This window comes from Gilliamella sp. X-57, from assembly GCF_057063565.1.
On record NZ_JBXSQI010000009.1, the window covers coordinates 53508 to 75478 of the forward strand.

14 protein-coding genes are annotated in these 21971 nt (G+C 35.6%); 1 reads left to right on the forward strand and 13 read right to left on the reverse strand.

Going from position 1 to position 21971, the window contains the following annotated elements; genetic code table 11:
• Window positions 1-984 precede the first annotated feature (984 nt).
• The 13 genes from ACYIAL_RS05695 to gss all read right to left on the reverse strand — a co-directional run bounded on the left by ACYIAL_RS05695 (window position 985) and on the right by gss (window position 21226).
• Window positions 985-2433: a VWA domain-containing protein gene (locus ACYIAL_RS05695; RefSeq protein ID WP_174797672.1), complete on the reverse strand. Its 1449-nt coding sequence runs from the start codon at window positions 2431-2433 to the stop codon at window positions 985-987.
• Between the two features lie 125 nt (window positions 2434-2558).
• A complete protein-coding gene (locus ACYIAL_RS05700) occupies window positions 2559-3941 on the reverse strand; it encodes a vWA domain-containing protein (RefSeq protein ID WP_174797673.1) in 1383 nt (460 codons plus the stop codon).
• Between the two features lie 69 nt (window positions 3942-4010).
• Complete coding sequence (locus ACYIAL_RS05705; RefSeq protein ID WP_174797674.1) at window positions 4011-4493, reverse strand: hypothetical protein; 483 nt, start codon at window positions 4491-4493, stop codon at window positions 4011-4013.
• A gap of 2 nt (window positions 4494-4495) precedes the next feature.
• Window positions 4496-5185 carry a hypothetical protein gene (locus ACYIAL_RS05710; protein ID WP_483751179.1) on the reverse strand — a complete coding sequence of 230 codons (690 nt, stop codon included), beginning with the start codon at window positions 5183-5185 and terminating at the stop codon, window positions 4496-4498.
• Entirely contained in the window at window positions 5185-6768 is a 1584-nt protein-coding gene (locus ACYIAL_RS05715; RefSeq protein WP_483751180.1) for an SUMF1/EgtB/PvdO family nonheme iron enzyme, read from the reverse strand. The genes ACYIAL_RS05710 and ACYIAL_RS05715 overlap by 1 nt, the downstream gene beginning before the upstream one ends.
• A complete protein-coding gene (locus ACYIAL_RS05720) occupies window positions 6758-7981 on the reverse strand; it encodes an ABC transporter permease (protein ID WP_174797676.1) in 1224 nt (407 codons plus the stop codon). Before ACYIAL_RS05720 ends, ACYIAL_RS05715 begins: the two co-directional genes overlap by 11 nt.
• 3 nt (window positions 7982-7984) lie before the next feature.
• The gene (locus ACYIAL_RS05725) at window positions 7985-8701 is read right to left on the reverse strand and encodes an ABC transporter ATP-binding protein (RefSeq protein ID WP_483751181.1); all 717 of its coding nucleotides are present in this window, start codon (window positions 8699-8701) and stop codon (window positions 7985-7987) included.
• Window position 8702: 1 nt separating this feature from the next.
• Window positions 8703-10658 carry a vWA domain-containing protein gene (locus ACYIAL_RS05730; RefSeq protein ID WP_483751182.1) on the reverse strand — a complete coding sequence of 652 codons (1956 nt, stop codon included), beginning with the start codon at window positions 10656-10658 and terminating at the stop codon, window positions 8703-8705.
• A 12-nt stretch (window positions 10659-10670) separates the two neighbouring features.
• The gene (locus tag ACYIAL_RS05735) at window positions 10671-11672 is read right to left on the reverse strand and encodes a hypothetical protein (protein ID WP_483751183.1); all 1002 of its coding nucleotides are present in this window, start codon (window positions 11670-11672) and stop codon (window positions 10671-10673) included.
• 130 nt (window positions 11673-11802) lie between these two features.
• Complete coding sequence (locus ACYIAL_RS05740; protein WP_174797680.1) at window positions 11803-14475, reverse strand: putative virulence factor; 2673 nt, start codon at window positions 14473-14475, stop codon at window positions 11803-11805.
• Window positions 14472-17498: a virulence factor SrfB gene (locus tag ACYIAL_RS05745; protein WP_174797681.1), complete on the reverse strand. Its 3027-nt coding sequence runs from the start codon at window positions 17496-17498 to the stop codon at window positions 14472-14474. Before ACYIAL_RS05745 ends, ACYIAL_RS05740 begins: the two co-directional genes overlap by 4 nt.
• A 9-nt stretch (window positions 17499-17507) precedes the next feature.
• Window positions 17508-19067 carry an SrfA family protein gene (locus tag ACYIAL_RS05750; RefSeq protein ID WP_174797682.1) on the reverse strand — a complete coding sequence of 520 codons (1560 nt, stop codon included), beginning with the start codon at window positions 19065-19067 and terminating at the stop codon, window positions 17508-17510.
• Between the two features lie 284 nt (window positions 19068-19351).
• Window positions 19352-21226: a bifunctional glutathionylspermidine amidase/synthase gene (gene gss / locus ACYIAL_RS05755; RefSeq protein WP_174797683.1), complete on the reverse strand. Its 1875-nt coding sequence runs from the start codon at window positions 21224-21226 to the stop codon at window positions 19352-19354.
• Between the two features lie 193 nt (window positions 21227-21419).
• Between gss and ybeD the strand changes: the two genes are divergently transcribed.
• The gene (gene ybeD, locus ACYIAL_RS05760; protein WP_174797684.1) at window positions 21420-21686 is read left to right on the forward strand and encodes a DUF493 family protein YbeD; all 267 of its coding nucleotides are present in this window, start codon (window positions 21420-21422) and stop codon (window positions 21684-21686) included.
• Window positions 21687-21971: the final 285 nt, after the last annotated feature.

The window sequence follows — 21971 nt, forward strand, 5'->3', positions numbered from 1 at the left end:
AAGATTAATAAGTAATGTCAAAAAGTTTAGGGTAGGTTGATTGAAATAGGAATCCCCTAGGTTCCATATGTTATCAGAACCTGCATAGCCAAGATTGTCATATCAATTATTACTTCCCTCATCAAATTGCAGAATCAGCTTTACGAATTTGATAACAGCCCATTTTGACGGTGGCAGTATTATAACCCACCTACTTATTGTTAGCGGGTAATGCCTATAAACGCCATAAATACAACAATAATAACAATCCCAACGCCAGAGAGACTTTTCGAGATAATTTCGAAGATATAAACGAGGTTCGTATAAAAACTCGTCCAATAGGGTTATTGGATAAATTTAAGATATAGGTTACTACAGTAAACTAAAATTTTGTTTTATTTTATCTATATTTGTTTGTTAAATCTGCTGATTTTTAAAATCGATGAAAGTATAACCGTTTTAAAAACGCTTGACTCCTTTTTTCGTGGATTTTGGTAATAATTATTTAAATGTGACTTCGATTAAGTTTTTCGAAAATAATTAACATATTGAAATATTTTAATTTTATTAAAAACGACAAAATAAAAAAATTAAATAAATGATCTCACTGAATGTTTTTTGATGCTTTAGAGGAAGTGGTTTTTAACTATAGTTTGAGCTAATTGGGTTTCGGAAGTTTTAACCTTTTGGTTGAATAAATAGCAACAGTAACAATGTCCAAACTATGAGAATTAGCAAATTCCCCTTAACAATCCCACGCTTAGCTACAGAATGTAGCCTACTTATATTTACTCGTATCATATTGATACTCGCCTCTTCGATGCCATCTTTGCTTTGCTAAAATGTTCAAATTTTTCCAGAAATTTTGTCCGCCAACACTCGGTTTTAACGCACTCACATGATTCGTTCCTGACAAAATATAACCATGCCAAACATCCTTTTTTGGCTAGGCTTTATTTTGTTTCGCATAAAATTCGCCAAATCGGACGTTGACTAGAATGTTATTTATTGACACACAGGCCTGTTAATTTTCAAACTTGAAACCGCTTTATTCATTTGTTTAATCATATCTTTAGGGCTTTGCGCAATGTATACTTTTCCGCCCGTTGCATTGGCGATACAGTCTATTTTGTGTTCGCCAGCGATATCAACAATATTAATTTTTAATCGTGGTTTTTGTGCAGCTATATAGTTAGCTAACGTACAAATATTCCTTTTTGTACAATTATCTTCGCCATCACTAATAATCAGAATATAGTCGTCACGTTTTACCCCATCTAGCATTTTACTGGCTTTTTCTAGACCATTATATAAAGGCGTTCCGCCCCCGCCTGCTGCGGTGGGTGTTAATTGTTTAATTTTATGCTTTAGTGATGCCCTATTAGAGTAATTATAAAATGGCGATACATTCGCTGCTGGGCAATTCGTCAGCGTTACCAGTGAAATACCTATGTTTGGTTGTATCTTATCAATGCTTGAAGTAGCCACACTCTTACTACTTGATAAACGAGTTGGTAAGCGAGTCATACGCTTTTCGTATTTAATTCTTTCTTGCTCTGACATATTACGACCATAACCATACGTCAAATATTGAAAGTATTGCTCAACCGCTGATGGCGATTCATTTAACGTTACTGTCATCGATAATGAATTATCAAACACTATTGCCATTTTAGATGGGTTAGGATCTTTATTCATATCTTCTTTAGTAATACAGTTAGGTGGATTTTTTACCTTTGGCGCTAGCGGTGACTCAGGTACCGGTTCTGGTTTAGGCTCAGATGTTGCAATTGGCGTAGGTTCTTCTGGCACGGGATCTTTTGGTTCAGTAACAGCCTCAGGTGTCGGTTTGGGTTTCTTCACTATAACAGCCGGTGCAATGATAGCCATAGGATCGGGGACAACTGTTTTTTGTTTACCAAATGGGCAAAATAAATACCACAGAATACCAAGTAAACCAACAAGCAATAAGGCTAAGATTAAAAAATGCCACCAACGCCAAAATGGCTTTGGTGGAATAACAGGGGCTGCTGCAGGTAAAACCGGTTCTTCAAAGGTATTGACAATAACCGGTTCATCATTAATCACATAAATTTGATTGCCTAAACTTTTAATTCTTGGAAGCCATGCTGAAACTAAACTTCGCTCTTCATCACTTAATGGCATTAGTTTAATAGCATTTTCAATATCATTAATACGTGTTTGTAACGTTTTGGTTATCTTATTTTTATGCGATTTGTGGGCAATACTATCAAGTAAAAGCGGTTGTCCTTCAAGATTAGTATACCAGCCTAGATATTGATTGTTATCAATTAACCTTGGTGATGCTAAAATCGAAAAAGTGCGATCGGTTAAATGTGATTTTAATAATAATAGTAAAGAATGATATTGTTCTAATAGAGAAATCTTCTCTGGGTTATTATAATCAAAGGCTATCCGTGTTATTCGTTGCATTATTGATTTAATTCCTTACAGTTGACTATTATTCTTATACTAAAATTGCAATAAACTTGAATCGTTTTTTACCAATCGATATATCAAAAACGAGATATTGATTATCTAATATTATTTGAAAATAATTATTCGCATATCGGTTTACTTATATTCATATTCGAAACAGCATTATTCATTTGTTCAACTATCTGTGTTGGGCTTTGAGCAATATAAACTTTACCCCCAGTTTTATTCGCAACACAGTCAATCTTATGTTGTCCAGCAATATCGACAATATTGATTTTGAGACGAGGTTGCTCATTGGCGATTTTGCTGGCTAAAGCACAAATATTCGCTTTGGTACAATTATCTTCGCCATCACTAATCACTAAGATGTAATCATCATGATTTACACCATCAAGCATTTTACTAGCTTGTTTTATACCACTGTATAAAGGCGTTGCACTGTTATTTTCTAATGGATTTAACCGACTAATTTTAGTTTTTAACTTACCTCTATTTTCATAATGATAGAACGAGGTCGTTTGTGCAGCAGGGCAAGCAGAAAGGGTGACTAACGCAATATTAACATCAGGTTGTATTTTATCAATAGTCGACAATGCAACCTTTTTACTACTTGATAGACGATTAGGCAAACGTGTCATGCGTTTTTCGTATGCATCAGCTTCTTGTTCGGTCATTGAATACCAATCAGCACGCAAGTATTGATTAATGGACGCTTGAGATTCCATCAAAGTCAATGTCATCGAGGCTGAATTGTCAAATATCATAACCATTTTAGGCTTGTCAGTATTATTAGCAATCTCTTCACGAGTAATACAATTTTTAGGTGCTGGCTCTGGTATCGGTTCAGGCTCCGATTTTACAACAGGTTGTTCCTCTTTGGGTAGCTCAACAACTGGATCTGGTTTCTTTTCTGCAACAGGCTGAGTAATGGCGGGCTCAACCTCAGCAATCGCAGGCTTTTCTTTTGCATATGGGCAAAAGAAATACCAAAGAATGCCGAGTAAACCAAGGAGTAATAAGGCTAAAAGTAAAAAATGCCACCAACGCCAAAATGATTTTGGCGGAATAACTGGGGCAGGTGCTGGTAAAATGGGATCTTCAAAGGTATTAACAATAACTGGTTCATCATTAATCACATAAATATGATTACCTAAACTTTTAATTCTAGGTAACCATGATGAAATAAATGCCTGCTGCTCAGCCGTTAATGACATTAACTTAACCACAGCTTCGATATCGTTAATACGATTTTGTAACGTGTTTTCTATCTTAGCTTTATGTGATTGATCACTAATTTCACTCAATAAGATAGGCTGACCTTCTAAAGGGGTGTACCAACCAATATATTGATTATCATCAATCAATCTTGCTATTGCAAAAATCGAAAAAGTGCGCTCAGTTAAATACGGTTTTAGCAATGCTAGCAAAGAATTATATTGATCAAATAAAGACATCTTTTCGGGATGATGATGATCACAAATAATTCTTGTTATACGCTGCATTGCTAATTTATTTCCTTTTATTTAACTTCTGCTTTTATTGTCTACACATTAATTAAGCAAGAAATATATTTATATGTTTAATGCTTTTTGCAATTGTTGAAGTTTTTTATTTAACTTATCTAACTCAACTTGTTTTTCAAGTTCAGAACTATTTGAATTGTTCACTTTATTTAGTTGCTGTTCAATATCTTTCACTTGAGCCTGTAGATCGTCACGTCCTTTGGCTTTTTGTTTTACTTCATTGGTTAGTTTAGTTAAATCCGTTTTCAACTTTTGCTGCTGTGCCTGTTTTTGTTTAATGCTTAACGAAGTAGCTTTTTTTTGCTTCTCGATAGCGGCATAAATCTCTTTAAACTGCTGATTAGCTCTTACTTCATCTTCTAGAATTTGTTTTTTGTGATCAATTCGAGCCTGATAATTCCCTGAATAATTACAGCTGATTTTATCCATAATTCCAATGTTGGTATTAGTTGGATCGCACTGTTCAGGCGTAGTTGAACAACCGGCTAAAAAAATAAATGGACTGAGTAATAAAAGATATCTTTTTTTCATAATTAGCTAACCTTAACTGCTGAACGTTGTTTAGTAACAAGATTAATTTGATTTTCAAGTACTGCAATTTGTTTATGCAATTGACTGATTTGTTGATCCAGTCTTGATACTCTAACACCTGATTGTCGTTCTTCAGATGATATTGAAACCCAATCATTTTCAACTTTTTTCATGCGTTTTAATTTATCTCTTAAATAGGCAATATTTGCATCAATTTGAGTCAAATCATTTTGTGCTTGTTTTTTATTGATCGTGTCATTTTTTATTTGATTATTTAATACTTTAAGTGTTGCTAAATTCTTATCTAATACCGCTTTAGCTGTTTCGGTCACCGCTTGTACTTCGTAGGTGTTCTTTTGCACGTCTTGAATATAAACATCTAGACGCATCTCGTCATCAGCATATTCAGCTCGCTTACTATCAAGATAATAGTTAGCGCCCATCAATACACCACAACCTACCGCCGCAGAGGCAAGACATACCCCTGTTTTACCGCCAGCTAACATACAGCCAATACCACCTAAACCAGCACCAATAGCACAAGACTGCCACGCTGATTTACTAAAAAATTTGGCCGTATTACTTTTTGTTAATGCAGGATCAACATTTCTAGAACTGACTCCTCCAGAACCTTGACACCCTGTTAAAATAAGCGATATACATAAAGTCAGTGTTAATATAATTTTATTCATCATTTTTTTCCTTTTATCTCATTACACGTTTGTAGCCAAGCTGTTCGCTCGATCTTCCCCGATTCAATATATTGATTAATATGTTTGAAATAGAGTTTTAAATAATCGCTCATATTCGCTTTACCGCTATTTTCTAGAATAAATTGTGTTGATTTAACTTGCTCATTAATCGTATTTTTCTCGTAATTTGACGCCGTATTAACAATCGTATCGGAATAATATTTCAATATAAAGTCCCGAGCACTTTTAGACTCATCAACAACCTGCTTTAAATTATCTAGCTTCACTTTTGAGCACATATTGTCATCGGCCACAGTATCGGTTTCTTTTAGATCACAAACTTCATTGATCATTGTTTTGTATAAATTATCATTATACTCAAACTTGCCGTTCAAATCTGAAACATTAGCACACAAAAATGCACCTAATTGTAATGCTGATTGAATAGAACGATCTCGTTGCTCATCGCGCGCTTGATTGGCGCTACGTAAAAGAGCATTGAGTTGATTTAATTCTTTTTTTGTTTTTTCATCGTCAACTTGTTTAGTAATTTTTTCAAGCTCGCTGACAACATTACCATTTTTTGCGCTGTCCGTTTCACTACCTAATTGACTCCATTCTTTGTCTAGCTCTTTGATTTTGTCGTTCGAATTCATCACTTCAGTTGTATAAACTAAGCGAAATCCAACATCTTTACTTTTATAGGCACTTTTATCATCATAGAAAGGCTTTTCAATACGAAAAGCACTAGTAGTTGAAGATTCGGGCGTTAAATAGCTCCCCCCACGGACAATCATTCCCCCTTGTTGGCCATGGTAGCGATCAAGTTTATTCATTCTAAACGAATCAAACATCATTTCGCTCGCATTACCTAAAATATCATACAGATCTAGCGGATTAGGATCTAACCTACCAATAAGTTGCAATTTACCATTAGCAGACTTGGCACCAGAAAACCATGCATAATTTTCAAGATTTTTGCTCATAGGGAACCGTGATTCACGAAATTCTGATTCTGTCACTTTTGAACCACCACGCGCGGCATATTCCCATTCCGTATTATTGGGTAAACGGACATAGCCATTAGGTAAATTAATTGATTTTATTTTTGACTGGTTTTCAATTAACCAACGATTATATTTATCTGTAAAAGCAATAGCATCAAACCAGCTAATATCCGTGATAGGAAAGGAAAGATTCACTTTAGGAGTTGGGCAAGTATCATTCATGACGGATTGATATTGCAATGTGGTAATCTCATATTTACCTATCAAATAATAGCGCTCTTTACCTGAGTCAGAAAAGCTACCAGCAATATAATTGGGCGTGGCATACTCGGCAAAACCGAGCTCTTTTTGATTGCTTCCTAAAATGACTTTGACATCATCTAGCGGTTTATTGGTAGGGGTAAATACCTTTTTCATCACTAAACTACCGTCACATGGCATCGGTAAAATTACATCATCTTTTGCAGGCTTGGGATTATAAAATTTACTGTCCCAAGGTTCAGCAAAGCTTAATGCCGGTAGTAAGCTAATTGTAGCCAATCCCCAACAAGCTAATCGGGTATAATTATGCTTCACGTAAGCTTTCTGCTGGTTGAATTTGAATAGCACGTCGCCCTCCTATAACCACAATGCCCGTTGAAATAAATAAAGTCATTAAAAATGCAATAACAAGATGATAAAATTGTAATTGACTCACAACGGATTGTGAAAGCAAATTTTTACCTAAAACTAAATTAAAAGCACAATTTCCTACTGCAAACAGCCCACAAGAGATTATAAAAGCGAAACAGCTCAAAATCATTGCTTGGTTAATCAAATAAAGCATAATGCCTTTCGAGCGAAATCCAAGTAATCGCATAAAAGCAATATCTTTACGTTTACGTTCAATATTCGATAAAAATGAACCAGTAAACGATAAAACACACCCCAATACTGCCGTAATGGCAATAACGCTAAAAATAAAATTAAGCACTCGATCAATCGCTTGCATGTTTTCAATTGCATTAGCCTCGGTACGTGTTTCAATATGTTTTTCTCGTAATTTGTATGCTAATGGTGCGACATTATCCAACGAGTCCGCATAAATACGGGCTCGCGCAAACGAAGTATGATTAGGTGGATTTAATTGTCCAGTAGAAGTCACAAAAACATCACTTTGATATCCATCATAATAGTTTTCCATATCAATCAGTAAATCTAAAGAGACAAAAGCCGCTGCACGGCTATAACGATTTTCGGGAATAATGCCAACTACCTCTAATTCAGTCATTCCTTTTTCAAGTTTTCCATCAAGCTGCCTTGTGATCACCATTTTCACACGACTTCCCATCATGACTTTCATTTTTTCGGCTGATAATGAACTTAATAAAATTTGCTTTTTATTATTCGGTAATGGCAAATTTTTTGTTATTGGATCATCTATAGCCGTGGGAATAATTTCGGCATTATTGACGAAATGGCTAGTATCTTTCATTAAATCAGCTTGCGTATTTAATGAACGTGTGAGTGGAATCACAAAAGCTGTTTCAGGTTGCTGTTTTATCCACTTAAACATTTCATCTTTAAGTTGCAAATTCCCCACAATTTTTACTTCTAAATTTTGAGGATCACTGAGTAATTGTTCTCGAAGCTGCGAAACAACCCCGTACTTTAAACTAAATAACAATAACAAGGGGGTAATCACTGATATTACTGAGGCAATAATACAAAATGATACTTTTTTGTCATACCATAAGTCCGCTAACGATAAACGAGTAACAAGTAACCATTTTGATATTGCTTTAGTCATTTTTTACGCCTTATCTTGTAACGGTGAAAATTCTGATGATTGTGCCGAGGTTAACTTAGCCGATAAAGTCAATAATCCTTTGTCAGCTATGCGTTGCCAGTCATGTGTGACAATCATGGCAGCAATGTTATCTTGCTGAGCTTGTTCAATAATTAAATCAAACAATAAATTCGCATTATAGGGATCCAATGCCGAAGTCGGCTCATCGGCAAGTAACAACGCTGGTTTATGAATAATCGAACGAATAAAAGAAGCTCGTTGCCTTTCACCAATTGATAACTGTTTAGGATATTTATTGAGCAAATGTGCGATATTGAGTTTTTGCACTAGATAATCAAACCGGCTATTATCCACTTTTTTTTGTAATAACTTCAACGATAATAAAATGTTGTCACGAATCGTCAAAAATGGCAGTAATCCACCTGTTTGCAGCATAAATCCTAAATGTTGAGCGCGAATATCAGCAAGTTCTTCAATTTTATCTTGCTTGATTAGCTTTGCGATATCAATATCATAATTATCAACAATTAAGTTATAACCATCAATTTGGTCTGGTTTTAAAATCATTCCTACCATTTCAAGTAAAGTACTTTTACCCGAGCCACTATCACCTTGAATAACAACAACTTCCCCCGCTTGGACAGTAAGCGTCGGCAGGCAAACGCTAAAAAAAGACTTACCTGTTGAGCGTGAAATCGATAATCGATTAATATTTAACATGTTACGGCAACATTTCTAATGGTATAGGATAAACATTTTCGCGAGGATCACTACCGTCAGCTAATGAAATCCAACGATCGACATCCGCATTACATTTTTGATAATAGCGAATCTTACTGTTTAAATTACGGATAAATTTTTCTTGTTCAAGCCCACTCATACTTTTCCATGTATCTTGATCAAGTCCAGTGACATCGCTTTTATAAGGGATATTATCTAAATATTCACCCAGCAAACCTAAGTCAGCAATTTTTGTGACGGAATCAGATTTTAATTTACTTGGATCTTGCCCCATTGCAGCCGCAACAGAACGAAGTTGAGAGAACATATCATCGGCAGAAATCAATCCATCATTAGCCGCATTAGCAATTTTGCTAACCACATCGCTCAAATCACTTAGTTGCGATTTTGTTAATAATATACGTGGCTCTGCTGTTGGAATAGTCGGTTTGACAAAATCTTTATCGGCAATCCATGCTTTAAAAACTGACGGAGCTTGAGTGCCTTTAACATCTCCCAAATAAGCCAGTTGCATTGCCTTGCTTAGTAGCAATGCATCTTTTAACATGTCTGAATTATCATCTTTTGCATTGATGGCATTACCAACAGAAGCTTCACCTTTATAAGCAAGTTTAACTTGCTCAGACAATGCTTTTGCTAGCAAATCAACTTTTTGACCAAACTCATTCACATCACCTGCATTCACTGGGTAATAAAGTGATTTATGAATAAAATCGTTATACGTTAAGTCCGAATATTGTTCTGCCGCAATTTGATGATCTTTTGCACCACTTGGCGTTTTTAAATGTAATGCATAAATTGCAACACCTTTATGCTGAGCTTCAAGTCTTAATTGCGCTGCATCCATGCCAGTACTAGAGAGCTTATCATCACCAGGAATCGCACTTGCATCAGTTATCAAAATCATATAACGCGCCCCAAAGCTATTCCAATTAATATCATTTAATGCTTGAGCAACACCCGCATAAGAATCTTCAGCAAAATACGAGGTAGAAACAGAAGCTTGTTTAAGCGAAGAGCTCAATTGTTTAAAGTCATCTTTATCTTTAACTTTATTGGGATCGGCAAAAATTTTGCTCACAAATTCAAGCTTATCGGAAGCCTTTAAACTTGACCTAAATGAAACCAATCCAAACTTAACTTGATTTTGTAAATTTTCTTTTTCAATATGTTGATAAACTCGCGCTACTGCCTCCTTAGTTCTTGAAATATAAGGATCCATAGAAATAGTCGAGTCAATAACAAACACTATGGCGGCTTTAAAAGGGGCTACTTGGTTAGCACTATCATCAGTCGTTGTTGATTTTGTGTTATTTTTTATCAATGATTCTTGTTTACTGGCAGAGGCAACTTCTAACACTCGCTCATAAAACCCTTGCCCATTCATCACTTCTTCACCTTGTAAAATAGGTAATAAATAGAAGTTACTTTTAAAATCAACGAACTCTTTAGGTTCTTGAGCCACCACTTCTAAAGCGGGTTTATTTGCTTTTAATGCGTCACGAATAGGTTTTAATAAAGCTTCAGGCTTGTCTGCATCAATAATCGCCGTTAATGTGGCTTTATCTTTAAAAAAGAGCAAAGGATCACGATCAACTGGATTTGTAAAAACCAATGTCATTTGCATATTCCAAGCAATCGCACATGAATTATTAATCCAACCAATGGTTTTTCCATAAGAATCAGGACCAACACTAAGCCACTCTTGATTATTGTCATTTTTGCGTTCATAAACATAATAACGGGAAAATGCAGGCAAGGATTTGCCTGTAGCATCGGTAATATTGTTTTTTAATTCACACGTTGGGGTACTTAATACTCGTTGGTATAGGGTTGTTTTTCCAGCCTGTTTAAGTGGCTCTGTTGCAAACCCTATCAAAGGCAGGCATGTTAGACCTAGTGTGACAATGAGTTTCGAGATAGCTAGCTTATTCATTCTTGATCCTCACTATTTTTGTAATTCAGTTAAACGATCTTGAACGAACGTATTATTTGCATCGTTAGTCAACGACGTTTCATACCAATAAATAGCCGTTTCTTTATCTGCTTTAAAGCAATTATTTGCTTCATAATATTTTTCGTCATACTCTTTTGCATATAACATCGCAATTTTAGGATTAGTTTGAGCCTGATTTGCATATAACCGCTGAGCAATATTACATTTTTCATTTTTTTTAGCCTCAGTAATGATCTGAATAATGGCATCTGTCTCTGGCTTGGTCTGTAAACATTGTTGAATAAAGGTTAAATCATCAGTAGAGGCGTTGTTCAAATTACATTGACCACTAATTTGCACTGCTGGAGTTGGCGGTGTTGGTTGTGATTGATTTTTGTAAAATAAAAAATACCATGCAGCCATACCAAGTCCAATTAGCACCATACAACCGATAATAATAGTCATAATTAACCCTAGGCGACTTCTCGATTTAACTGGCTCTTCTGGTATGATTTCTGGTTCGATGGATTCGGCAAACGTTTCATTTTCAGCGCCAAGGCTAGATTCTTCAATTAATGGTGTTTGATCTTCAATAATAGAATCACTAACAGGATCCGGCTGCGCTATAGTTTGTTCGTCATTGGGTAGTGCAGCTTGCAAGTTTAATGCTGTTGATGCAAGAACCGAATCAGCAATACTCACAACCCCCCCATCAACATAATTCTCATTTTGCTTATCACGAATTTGTATAAGAAATCGAATCTGGCTTTCTTGTGATAATAAAGAGTCAATCAACCATTCACCAATTTGTCCGGTTAATTGTTCATTATCAACAGACATATTTTCAACGGCGTGCCAATTTTTTTCAGGGCTCCATTGATTTAGACCTAATAAATAATAACCATCTTGATTTCGTTGTATAAGCATATCAATTTCAGAACTACCACTCCATTTTTGAGCTAAAAACTTCGCAATACCGGGTTTATAACCATCTAATTCTATTCTTAATGCCATGATATCCTCTATTTTTATACTCGAATATGTGAGTATTGTTTATCTGAGCTATTAATTGGAAAAGCTCTTTTCGCTCAAAAAGACTTTCCTACTATACTTTGTTATTTATTCAATATGTTGTTATTTAATTTTAATTAATCCGCGATTGCTTAAAAAAAGCAAGAATTTCACCCAATCGGCTATTTTGTTCTTGGCTAATTTCGCGTCCTGCATGATGCCCTACATTTTCTTGCGCAAGCATAGCAAACGCAATAAACCAATCAAATATTGCATACTGAGAATAATTTTTAGTGTTATCGTCCAGTTTTGGTAATAAATGCGATGATTGCACATTAAATTCGCTTAGTGGTGAAGAAAATATTGGTTTCCCCTGATTAACTTTGCTCATTGGTATATCACTTGCTTGCCCTTGAATAAAACCAAGCCAAGCAATAAAGTCTGCCAGTAAAGTATGAATAGTACTGACTTGTCTAGACTCTAGATCATCACGTTTACTACCTGTGTTTTCATTATTCAAAATGCGTTCGCTTAAACTTGCTTCAAGTTTCATTCGATTCGCAGCAGTAATCAATTCTTCTACCATAAAAGAGAGCGATTTTTGATTGATACCGAAAAACTGCAAGATATGCTTATCTAGCACAATATTTCTTAAATGCTCTAACCATGCCGAGAAAACCGTTTTTGCAAACTTAGATTCATTCGATAATATAGCGACTTGTTTGGTGGTTGGTGATGAACTCACATCAGAAAATAGTTCAAAATCAGCAGTTAAACCAAAATCATTAGATAAGTTATCTAACACATTATCATTACCTGCTTGCTGCGTTTCATTTTCTACAGTATTGGAATGATAAAGCGCTCTAATGGTTTGATCTGGCAATTCAAACGCTTTAAGTAGCTCACCTAATAATAGTGCTTTGCTCTGTAACTCTTTAACAACATCAGCAATGATTTGTTTTTTCTTGGCTAGTTCTTCATCATTGTCCGCTTGATACCAAGTATCAAAACGCATATTAATAATATATTCAATTTTTTCATTAAGCTGTTCAACAATTCGTTGCTGTTTGACTTCAGTAATAGCAACTTGTTCTAAGTATTGGCTAATTCGCCCTATACCACCATCATTAAGTTTTAACATGGCATCCCATGCTTCTTCTGGCTGGAACACATACTGTTTGATATCACTATTTTGCACAAATGTATTTCTTAATACATTCATTTTATCTTGATAATTTTCATTATAAGATTGCTCTTGGCAAGTGTTCGGCTCGACATTTAAAAACGGTACATCAAATCCTGGTTTGCGGACAAGAAAGACATTATTAAATTTATGTTCGTTAGACCAGTTACTTAACCAATCGTAACTACCAAAGCGTTCTAAAATAGTTTGCTGAAGTAACCCACCTTTACCCCAGCTATTTTTAAGATTGTCTTCTGATAGAGTTAATGAGGTGCCAATACGTTTATCAAACATGGTGATTGCCCATAATAACCCCGCTTTTTTCGTTGCTCTTTTTTCAGCTGTTTCACCTTGGGTTTTATCGATCCAACGCTCAAGTACTGGACCAACATCATTAACATCAGATTGTTTATCTGACGGCGTGCAAACAACTAGCACGTTCATTTCTTGGCTATCAGTATATTTTTCAAAAAGATAAGCAACTTTACCCCGTAATAAAAGCTGAGCAATAGGGTTGCCTTCTTTCACATCTGAAATCGATATCAAATTTAAACGCCCTCGATATCCAGGAAAATCAAGTAAATCCACATTTTCAAAAGTTGGCACTCTGGTTTTATTGACTAATGGGAAAATTAATTCGGCGGTTAAAAAAGCCAATTGCGCTAAAGATATTGATGTTGGTTCACTATTTAACGGCGTTATAGTAATCGATGAATCTTTGTCGGTATTTAATCGCTCAAGAATATCGACATTCATAATACTGTCAATTTGCGACTTGGTGCCATTATTATCTTTCACTAATACTGAAAGCGGCGCATACACAGTTTCAGCATGGTGTAAACTTGATAATGTGGTGGCTAATTGAGTGTAAATTATCGTCAGTTCAGTAATTCCCCCCCATAAGACAGAAAACAGCTCGCCACGCTCTACTACTGATAAATAAGGAATAAGGTACGTTACTTTTTCCCAATATCCGCCTTTTAATTCTTCAAGTGAGTTACCAAAGTTTTCAGATAAATAATCGTAAAGATCAACAATATCATCCTCGCTAACACCACCGACATAATTAGTTTGTTTCTGATTTTCCAAGCGTTGGATTGTCTGATTTAACGGTGCAAACTCGATTTTATTAGATACTTTTTGCTGATCAAAATCTTTAAAATAAGCATTTATCAAGATTTTGACAATTTCGATCTCTTTAAACAATTTTAACTCTAACGGATAGTTAGGTATGCCACCTTTGGCAATGCGGCTAAAGCGAGTAACAAGCCCCGTCGCCTCTTTGCCACTACCCACGGGATTAACATGGTCAATAAAATCTAACACTTCATTATCGACAACCGTTTCAAGCTTACCATTTTCACCAGCTGCAAGTGCTGAAATTAAATAAGATTTACCTGCCTGTGATAATCCAAAAAAACCAACTGCAACAGATTTCTTTGATACATCTCCCAATCGTTTTGCGCTGTTACGTAACCGCCGCAAATCCAAAATTAAGTTATCCGCTTCGCTATTTAAACGTTTAGATGAATGGCGTGTTTGATTCACCCACTCAATGGCCTTTGCAGATGCTTGATAGACCTGATCCCAAGATTTAGGCAGTTGTTCGTTTAAGTTTTTCATCGTTTTATCATTCCACTATCAAGCCAATATTGCGTACTTATTAACCCCGAGTTAACCATGGTGTTTAAACTTAGTTTAATATCCTGATTTTTATTACAGGCTCGACCATCTGAGGCTTTTACCTCTTTAATATAAAAATTTTCGACCATTTTTTGTTTATTTTTTATGCCTAAAGTTACTTCTAGCACGACGCCTTCAGCGCTTAATCGCTTAGCCACTTCACTGCTTTCAATCGTTAAAATATAGATAGGCGATGCTGGCCAACGGTCAACTTCAAGTTGCCTAAAACCAAGTCTTGTGGTGCCTCGTATTTCAAATGAGAGATTAGGAAAATCATAATCAGGATTATCCAGATCAATATCTTGGTAATAGACATTTTCTTTTTTAATCATATTAAGATTATCTAAAAGTCCAATGTACTTAACGGTTGAATATAAATCTATATTAGAGGATCTAAAATAGAAATTAGGTAATCGTAAATTCTTGCTTAAAAAGCACAGCATCGCCCCCACGGCTGCCGTTGTTTTAGGATCATCAATTCGTTCTTGTTTATGGAAAGGATACCAACCACCAGTATAATAACCATGCAAAGGCAAAATTCGACCTGCAGGCATGGATAAGCGTGATCGGAAATAACTTTGAATCCCCGGTAAACGCGAAGGACGACCAGTTAACAAAAGAACATCACACTGATAACAACTAATAATCTCTGATAACGCATCAAACGTTTTACAAATATTGTAATAATCGCCCCGAATAAACAAATAATGAATACGTTTAAGGTTAATCTCAATACTTAAGTCAAGTACTGAAAAATCAGGATTATTTAATGCGCGCTTAATCGGTTCATTAATAAAATTAAGCACGTTATCGGTCATCATATTGTGTTGTAATAATTCACCGAAAGTAGAACAATAGACATGTTGCTCTGCGTGTAATGGGTCATAAAGTTCATATGCTTTTAATATTTGTAACCCAACTGGTATAAATAGCTGTAAGGTAAGTTGCTGGCGCAATACCGCATCTTGAATTGATAGTTGCTGAGAACCAATCGTTATGGACAAAATAGGATTAGGATCAGTAATTCCAGCTTGTTTCAAACCATTTGTTAAAGCTGTTATAACGGTATCTTGGATAATATCAAGTAAAATATCATCACCCGCCACTTTGAATCCATCACGAAAACGCTGTGTTGGCACAATATAGGCATTACTGCTATTGGCTTGCCCGCTAACGCCGTAGTCTAATTGATAATCGTTAATCACTAAATCGGTTGTACCACCACCAATATCAACCGTTGCAATAGTTAACTTTTGCTTATTGGTTTTATCCGGACGGATCATTGATGCAATAAACTCTTCGCATCGCCCATTATAATTATTTTGTGTTTCGTTAAAAAGATACACAACTTGGCCACAAGTCGCTTCATCCCATTGGATATAAACTTCAGGAATATTTGGCCAAACGCTTTTTAATTGCTCAGGATTATTGAAATCAATATTGTCATCTGAACTATCCCAACCAAGGCTTTTCCAAACCAAACCGATGGCTTGATATACGCAACTTTTAAATATTGCTTGTTCGGGTTTTGGCATGGCTGGCGGAATCGTTAAAATGATTGAACGTAAATTACGTGGTGTTTTCGCATGCTCTAGTTTATTACGCTGAGCGACACTATTCATTTGCATTAATGCATGCATTAATACTTCACATAACATAAACGTCATCAAGGAGCTACGAGAGTATTTTGGGTGGAAAACCGGCATTTTGCGATCATACTCGTCTTGAATATCATTGCTAAGAATATGCAACGCTTCACCATATTCATTAATTAAACTAGAAAAAGGTTCTGCTGTTGCAAATGGTTCATGATCACTTTTTACATAATGAGAGTTAAAACGCCATCCTTGTTCATATTTATCTTGATCCCACAAATAACGTTTTGGGCTTGAAAGTCCCGTTGCGCCTTCATTGCCTTCACGCCGGCTGGCAAGTCGGCTTGCTTCTTGACCAACACGGACAATACTTGGCCAACGAAAAGTATCGCGTCGTCCACTTTGCAAAGAAAAATGTTCCTTGCCAAAAAAAGTTTGGGCAAATTCTACTCGGCTTTCAAACGGTTCGTTATAGATATGCTCAGGTTGTGTTAAATCACGGATTTCAAGCTCATAACGATGATTTAAACTATCTTTATCTTGAGCATGATCTTCAATTAGAATCCCACAAGTGCGTGAATTACCCACATCTAAAATCATATCTACAGGAATTGATTTCACCACATCATCTTTATTGTTTGACACAATTTTAATTGTCGGTAATTGCAATGAATCGGCAAGTAAATGGATGATATTTAGGTAGTGTCCATAATAAGATTTGCTTTTAATTTCTTGATTAAGATCATCTTTATGGATCTTTAACCGCTCAGATTGTGGCGCCAGCTCTTGAAAGAGATCAATTAACCAACTGGTTATCCATTTAAGCTCTAAATACCATGAAACATGATCTGAACGATGCGCTAAACTAAAAACTGCGCCAGTCATCACATCATTTTCGGTTGGAGCAAGGTAAGCCACATCTTGTAAGTTAGCGAATACTTTTGTATCAAAAGCAAACGTAATTCGATGTGTATTGCCATCAGGATCTTCACCTTCAGGAATACTAACAATTCGAACTCGGCTCCAATTATGCGGCCCTTGATCAAAGCGTTCTGGCGGTATTGAACGCAAAACAGGCACAGGTAACCAAATACCATCATATAATTTTAACGACTGATCAACACTAATTTCTTGTGTTGGTTTGACAGCAAATGTTGGATTATCAGGTGTGAAAAATTGACCACTTTCCACATCTTCAATCAACCTGATAAGTGCACCACTTTCTGATGGGTCAATAAAAGCCCCATTAACTTTACTGCGCCATCGATTATCTTTCCAATCGATTTTAAGTGCAAAATCAAGAAACTGAATGCCACTATTCATAATCAGTGTCACTTCTTGACCATAATTGCGTAATTCTGGAAGCATATACAACCTTTATTGTTTTTTCATCGTTATTGGGAATGAAGTCCCATTATTATAAATTCCTTGGCAATTGGCTTTATTATCTTTGCCTGGTGTGCATTGAATTTTGGGTAATTGATATTTGGTGTTATCACTACAAACAGCCTCTGTATTACCTGCTATACCTAAATTAGCATTTTTAATATCAGTGCCAACATTACCCGTACATTTCACACCGTCACTACGCGTTATAGTAACTTCGCCATTACCATCTTTAAAGTTATAACTTAATTGCAATGGTTTACCTGTGGCTTTGTCTTGAATGCCACCATTGACAGACCATTGTCCATCTAAGAATTTTGTGGTTCCTTGCTTGATTGCATCTGCTGGTAAAGCTAAATTATTTGTTTGATCAACTCCAGCGTTAGGATCTGCTTTATTATCTTTATCTAATGGCGAAGAAGTTTGGTCAGCGCTATCTTTGTCTTGTCTATTTTGAACATCTGTATTATCTTTTTTATCGGGATCGATAGGTGTTGATTTTTCATCTTTATCATCTGTTTTACCTATATCAGGCGGAGTCACTTGATCATTTTTATTATCTTGCGCATCTGGATTTGAAGTATTATTCCCCTCATTTGCATTATCTGGTGCTACAGAATGATCAACCGAATCATTTGCTACATCGGCATTAGTCGGGGTATTGGTTGTATTGTCTAAAATGGTACCATTTGGTATAGCATTACCCGTGACACCTAACCGATTATCAACAACCACACCTCTTGGTTCAGTTTTTAATTCTGGTTCTGTCGCTTTTTTATCCTGCTTGTCATCCTTTTCAGGTTGACTAATATTGTTATTATCTAAAGATACATTCGGATTAATCGATATCTCAGGTTTTAACCAACAACCGCGTAGCAAAAACAAGGCTAATAAAAGCAACAATAACGGTAATAATCCCAGCAACCATATCCACCAACGCTTCCACCATGGTTTATTATCAATAGGCGTGGCAGAAGTAACGGCAGCTGCTTGTGCAACTTTTGCTACCGATTCTAAACTATAGAATGGAGAATTGCCTTGAGAGGTGTGCGGATACACAAATCCCCAGAAAGTAATCACCGGTTTACCGTTAACAATATAAACAAATTGATTACTTGGAAAACGTATTGCCATCAAATTAGGTTCGGCACTATCAACATTATTTTTGGGATCATAAATAAGACGGCTAAAAAGCAGTTGATCACCTTCTAAATTAGGATTACTGGCTAGTTGTTTGCCAAAATTCATCACTTTATGTTCAAATTCTTTCAGTAAAGCCAGCGCTGACTGTTGCTCAGATTCACTAGCTGAAGTCCAAGGAACAATATCATATTGCCCATCAGGCTGATTTGAATCAAAAGGAATATACCAATCGATAATATTGCCGTGATCATTGCGTTGTGGAATAGCTAAATAATCAGCATATTGTTTACCTAATTTAACTCTAAACATTTCACGGATTTGAGCTGCAACTAAATAAGCGGCTTTACCATCATGCCCTAGCATTTTAAAGTCTTTGATATCACCGCTTCGAAGTAATGTATTTGCCATATGTTCCTTTCTATTTCTTTCTATTATTTTATTTCTCAGCATTTGTACGCAACAAAAATAAGTTTAACAGAAAACACTATCATTGTAATTGATATCATTATGGATATTATGAATTTTTATTCATATTTTTGATAAGTTCCACTACTAATAAAACGCTTTATATAAACCATACATAAAAATTTATAACCATTTGGTTTATAAAATTTTTCAAGTTAATTATAACTCTGCTAGCCTGTTACAAATTTATACTGAAACGCATACTTTTCTGAAAGTTTTTTACAAAATTATTTTAAAAAATCTTGATCTGTTAATACGCGTAATGGTTGCATATCGCTTTCGCCTTTTATCACTAATGTAGGATCTGAACGTAAACAAGTACCACCATAATGGCCACCAACCGTAAAAGTACATAACTGCAAATACCTTTCATCAACTTTAGGTAAACACCATAACTCTTGATAAATATTTTCTTGTTTAGCAAATTTGCCAAGTGTTTTATCGAGTATTTGCTCTTTACTGTTCACCAATTCAATATTACTGCCCCTTCGCCCTGCAATAGGTTTAATCGCATAACCTTTTTTTATTAAGTTATCGTTGAGTTCAAAAGTCGATTCTAATAAATAACGATGGTTAGGGAATAATGACCACAATACCGGCAAAATCGCCTTATTACTTGGAATAACGGTCCATAAAGGTTCAAAAACAGATACTTCAGGCCGTAAAAGCACATCAATTAATCTTACGGTATTATCAGGATGCCAAGTACGAATCGGCAAACCTGCAACTTGTGCTTCACTTTCTTGTCGAAGCTGTTCTAAAACAGTTTCCCAAGCCCATGTTTTCCAAACACAAGTGACTTGGCGATCTTCATCGTCCACTAACCGTCCACGTTTATCCCATCTCAGTCCACTTAGTCCGCGTAAAATTTTGCTATCTATTCCAGCCAAAGTCATAGCTTTTTGCATAAATAAAGCGTGATAATTTTCTTCACTATCATCATCACGCATAATATGTACAAATGCTTGCGCATCACTATGCTTCCAGCAATTAGCCAAAGCATTAAGTAAACCCTCACTCGGATTTGTTCCTACACTGATTCTTGCTTGTGTCGCCCAGTTTGCTAATATTTTCCCTGCTTCGGTATGACAAGAGGCCGAATCGGCATTATATTCATAGACTTTAAAGCCACGTTCATCCATACAAAAATCTAATCGTCCTGTAATCATTTGATAACGACGCTGTTGCCACGAAAGTCTTAATCTTGGCCATAATATTTCAGGAATATTAAAATTAAGCAATAGATTGTCATCCTTTAATACCTTGTCGGTGGCATGTAAATACATTAAATGTAATTCATTGGTAGCCCGAATTAATTCTTGCTCAGCACTTTCTGAAATAGTGAAATAACGATAATGATCATCATGGCTAATCGCATGACCTGCCGCTAATACATACGCATGTTCTAATGGATCTGATTCATCTAACCATTTTTTATCAAATTGACCTTCGTTTTTAATATGGGCACTATGAATTTGAAGTAAAGGCTGAGGAATTTTAGGTTGAGGTAAACTATACTCTGTCTTATCAGTTTGAATCATCCAACCTAAAATTTTCGTGTCATCGAACGTATCATGTAAATGATAACCTTCACTAGACACTGTCATTTTAAGTTCACGTGTCCATTGCTGTCCAATGGGTAAACGGGTATGTATTACATTTTGTTCAGCAACTCGGACTTTGTCTTCAAATACTTCAGTGATAATAGCTATATGGCCTGTTCTGTCAAATACACCACCATCATCCCATACCAACAAAGAGCCCGCTTCTGGCATTTTTTTACTACCATTAGCAAATGCTTGCAAAGGTAAAATCGCCTCGTTAACAACTTGCCTTAAAAAACGTAGTGAAAAAATTTCGTGCGCCATTCCTACATCAGTAAAAACGATACCGTAATTTAAGAATAAAAAACGCCTTGCAAATTCAACGCATTGCCATTTATATCCCATATACTCATAGCCACAATAGCTACGAAATGATCCATCATTCGGGTATTGATTTCGATCTAATGTTTCATAATCAGAAGAATAAATAGCAACCCCGCCCGGTGCATAACCTAATAATGTGCCAAAAGGTTCTTTATTTTTGGATTTAGATGACATATTGTTTTAGCCTTATTGGTAAATAGTAAAAACGCTTATTTCACTATGTTAGAATTTTCTTATCATAGCTCAAAATATATACTTTAAAAAGCAATGTTTATTATTCGTTACTTGAAGAGTCATAAACAGCCTATATATAGTAATCATTCTTGATACCAATACATTGAACCTATTAACTGAGAAAAATAAGATTATGCAACCAACAAAATTAAATGAATTATTAGAGTTCCCATGTTCTTTTACTTACAAAGTAATGGGCGAAGCCAAACCTGAACTTGTTGACAAAGTGGTATCAGTCATTCAACGTCATGCTCCGGGTGATTATACGCCATCAATCAAACCGAGCAGTAAAGGCAATTATCATTCAGTTTCAATTACTATTAATGCCACGCATATTGATCAGATCGAAAATCTTTATAGAGAATTAGGCGAAATCGATATTGTAAGAATGGTTTTATAATACTTTACTTTTTTGCTAAAAATAGAGCCTTACTGTTATAGATAAGGCTTTTCATAAAAAATAAAATCAACATTCTACCTAAATATTTTTTCCTGAAGTATCTATCCCTGCTAAAACAAAAATGAAATGACTTGAAAAAAATCGAATAAAATTAGTGCGTTTTCTGAAGGTGTTTAGGCGATGTTTATCGTGGCTCAGCTTTTAGTTGATCGCTATATAAGCGGCAATATTAATCTATTTGAAATAAAAAGCGCAAGATAGTTAACACTACCTTGCGCTTTGTAT

Coding starts and splice junctions, on each gene's coding strand:
- ACYIAL_RS05695 (WP_174797672.1), bottom strand. CDS start 2,433: ATGCAACGAATAACACGGATAGCCTTTGATTATAATAACCCAGAGAAG.
- ACYIAL_RS05700 (WP_174797673.1), bottom strand. CDS start 3,941: ATGCAGCGTATAACAAGAATTATTTGTGATCATCATCATCCCGAAAAG.
- ACYIAL_RS05705 (WP_174797674.1), bottom strand. CDS start 4,493: ATGAAAAAAAGATATCTTTTATTACTCAGTCCATTTATTTTTTTAGCC.
- ACYIAL_RS05710 (WP_483751179.1), bottom strand. CDS start 5,185: ATGAATAAAATTATATTAACACTGACTTTATGTATATCGCTTATTTTA.
- ACYIAL_RS05720 (WP_174797676.1), bottom strand. CDS start 7,981: ATGACTAAAGCAATATCAAAATGGTTACTTGTTACTCGTTTATCGTTA.
- ACYIAL_RS05725 (WP_483751181.1), bottom strand. CDS start 8,701: ATGTTAAATATTAATCGATTATCGATTTCACGCTCAACAGGTAAGTCT.
- ACYIAL_RS05730 (WP_483751182.1), bottom strand. CDS start 10,658: ATGAATAAGCTAGCTATCTCGAAACTCATTGTCACACTAGGTCTAACA.
- ACYIAL_RS05735 (WP_483751183.1), bottom strand. CDS start 11,672: ATGGCATTAAGAATAGAATTAGATGGTTATAAACCCGGTATTGCGAAG.
- ACYIAL_RS05740 (WP_174797680.1), bottom strand. CDS start 14,475: ATGAAAAACTTAAACGAACAACTGCCTAAATCTTGGGATCAGGTCTAT.
- ACYIAL_RS05745 (WP_174797681.1), bottom strand. CDS start 17,498: ATGCTTCCAGAATTACGCAATTATGGTCAAGAAGTGACACTGATTATG.
- ACYIAL_RS05750 (WP_174797682.1), bottom strand. CDS start 19,067: ATGGCAAATACATTACTTCGAAGCGGTGATATCAAAGACTTTAAAATG.
- gss (WP_174797683.1), bottom strand. CDS start 21,226: ATGTCATCTAAATCCAAAAATAAAGAACCTTTTGGCACATTATTAGGT.
- ybeD (WP_174797684.1), top strand. CDS start 21,420: ATGCAACCAACAAAATTAAATGAATTATTAGAGTTCCCATGTTCTTTT.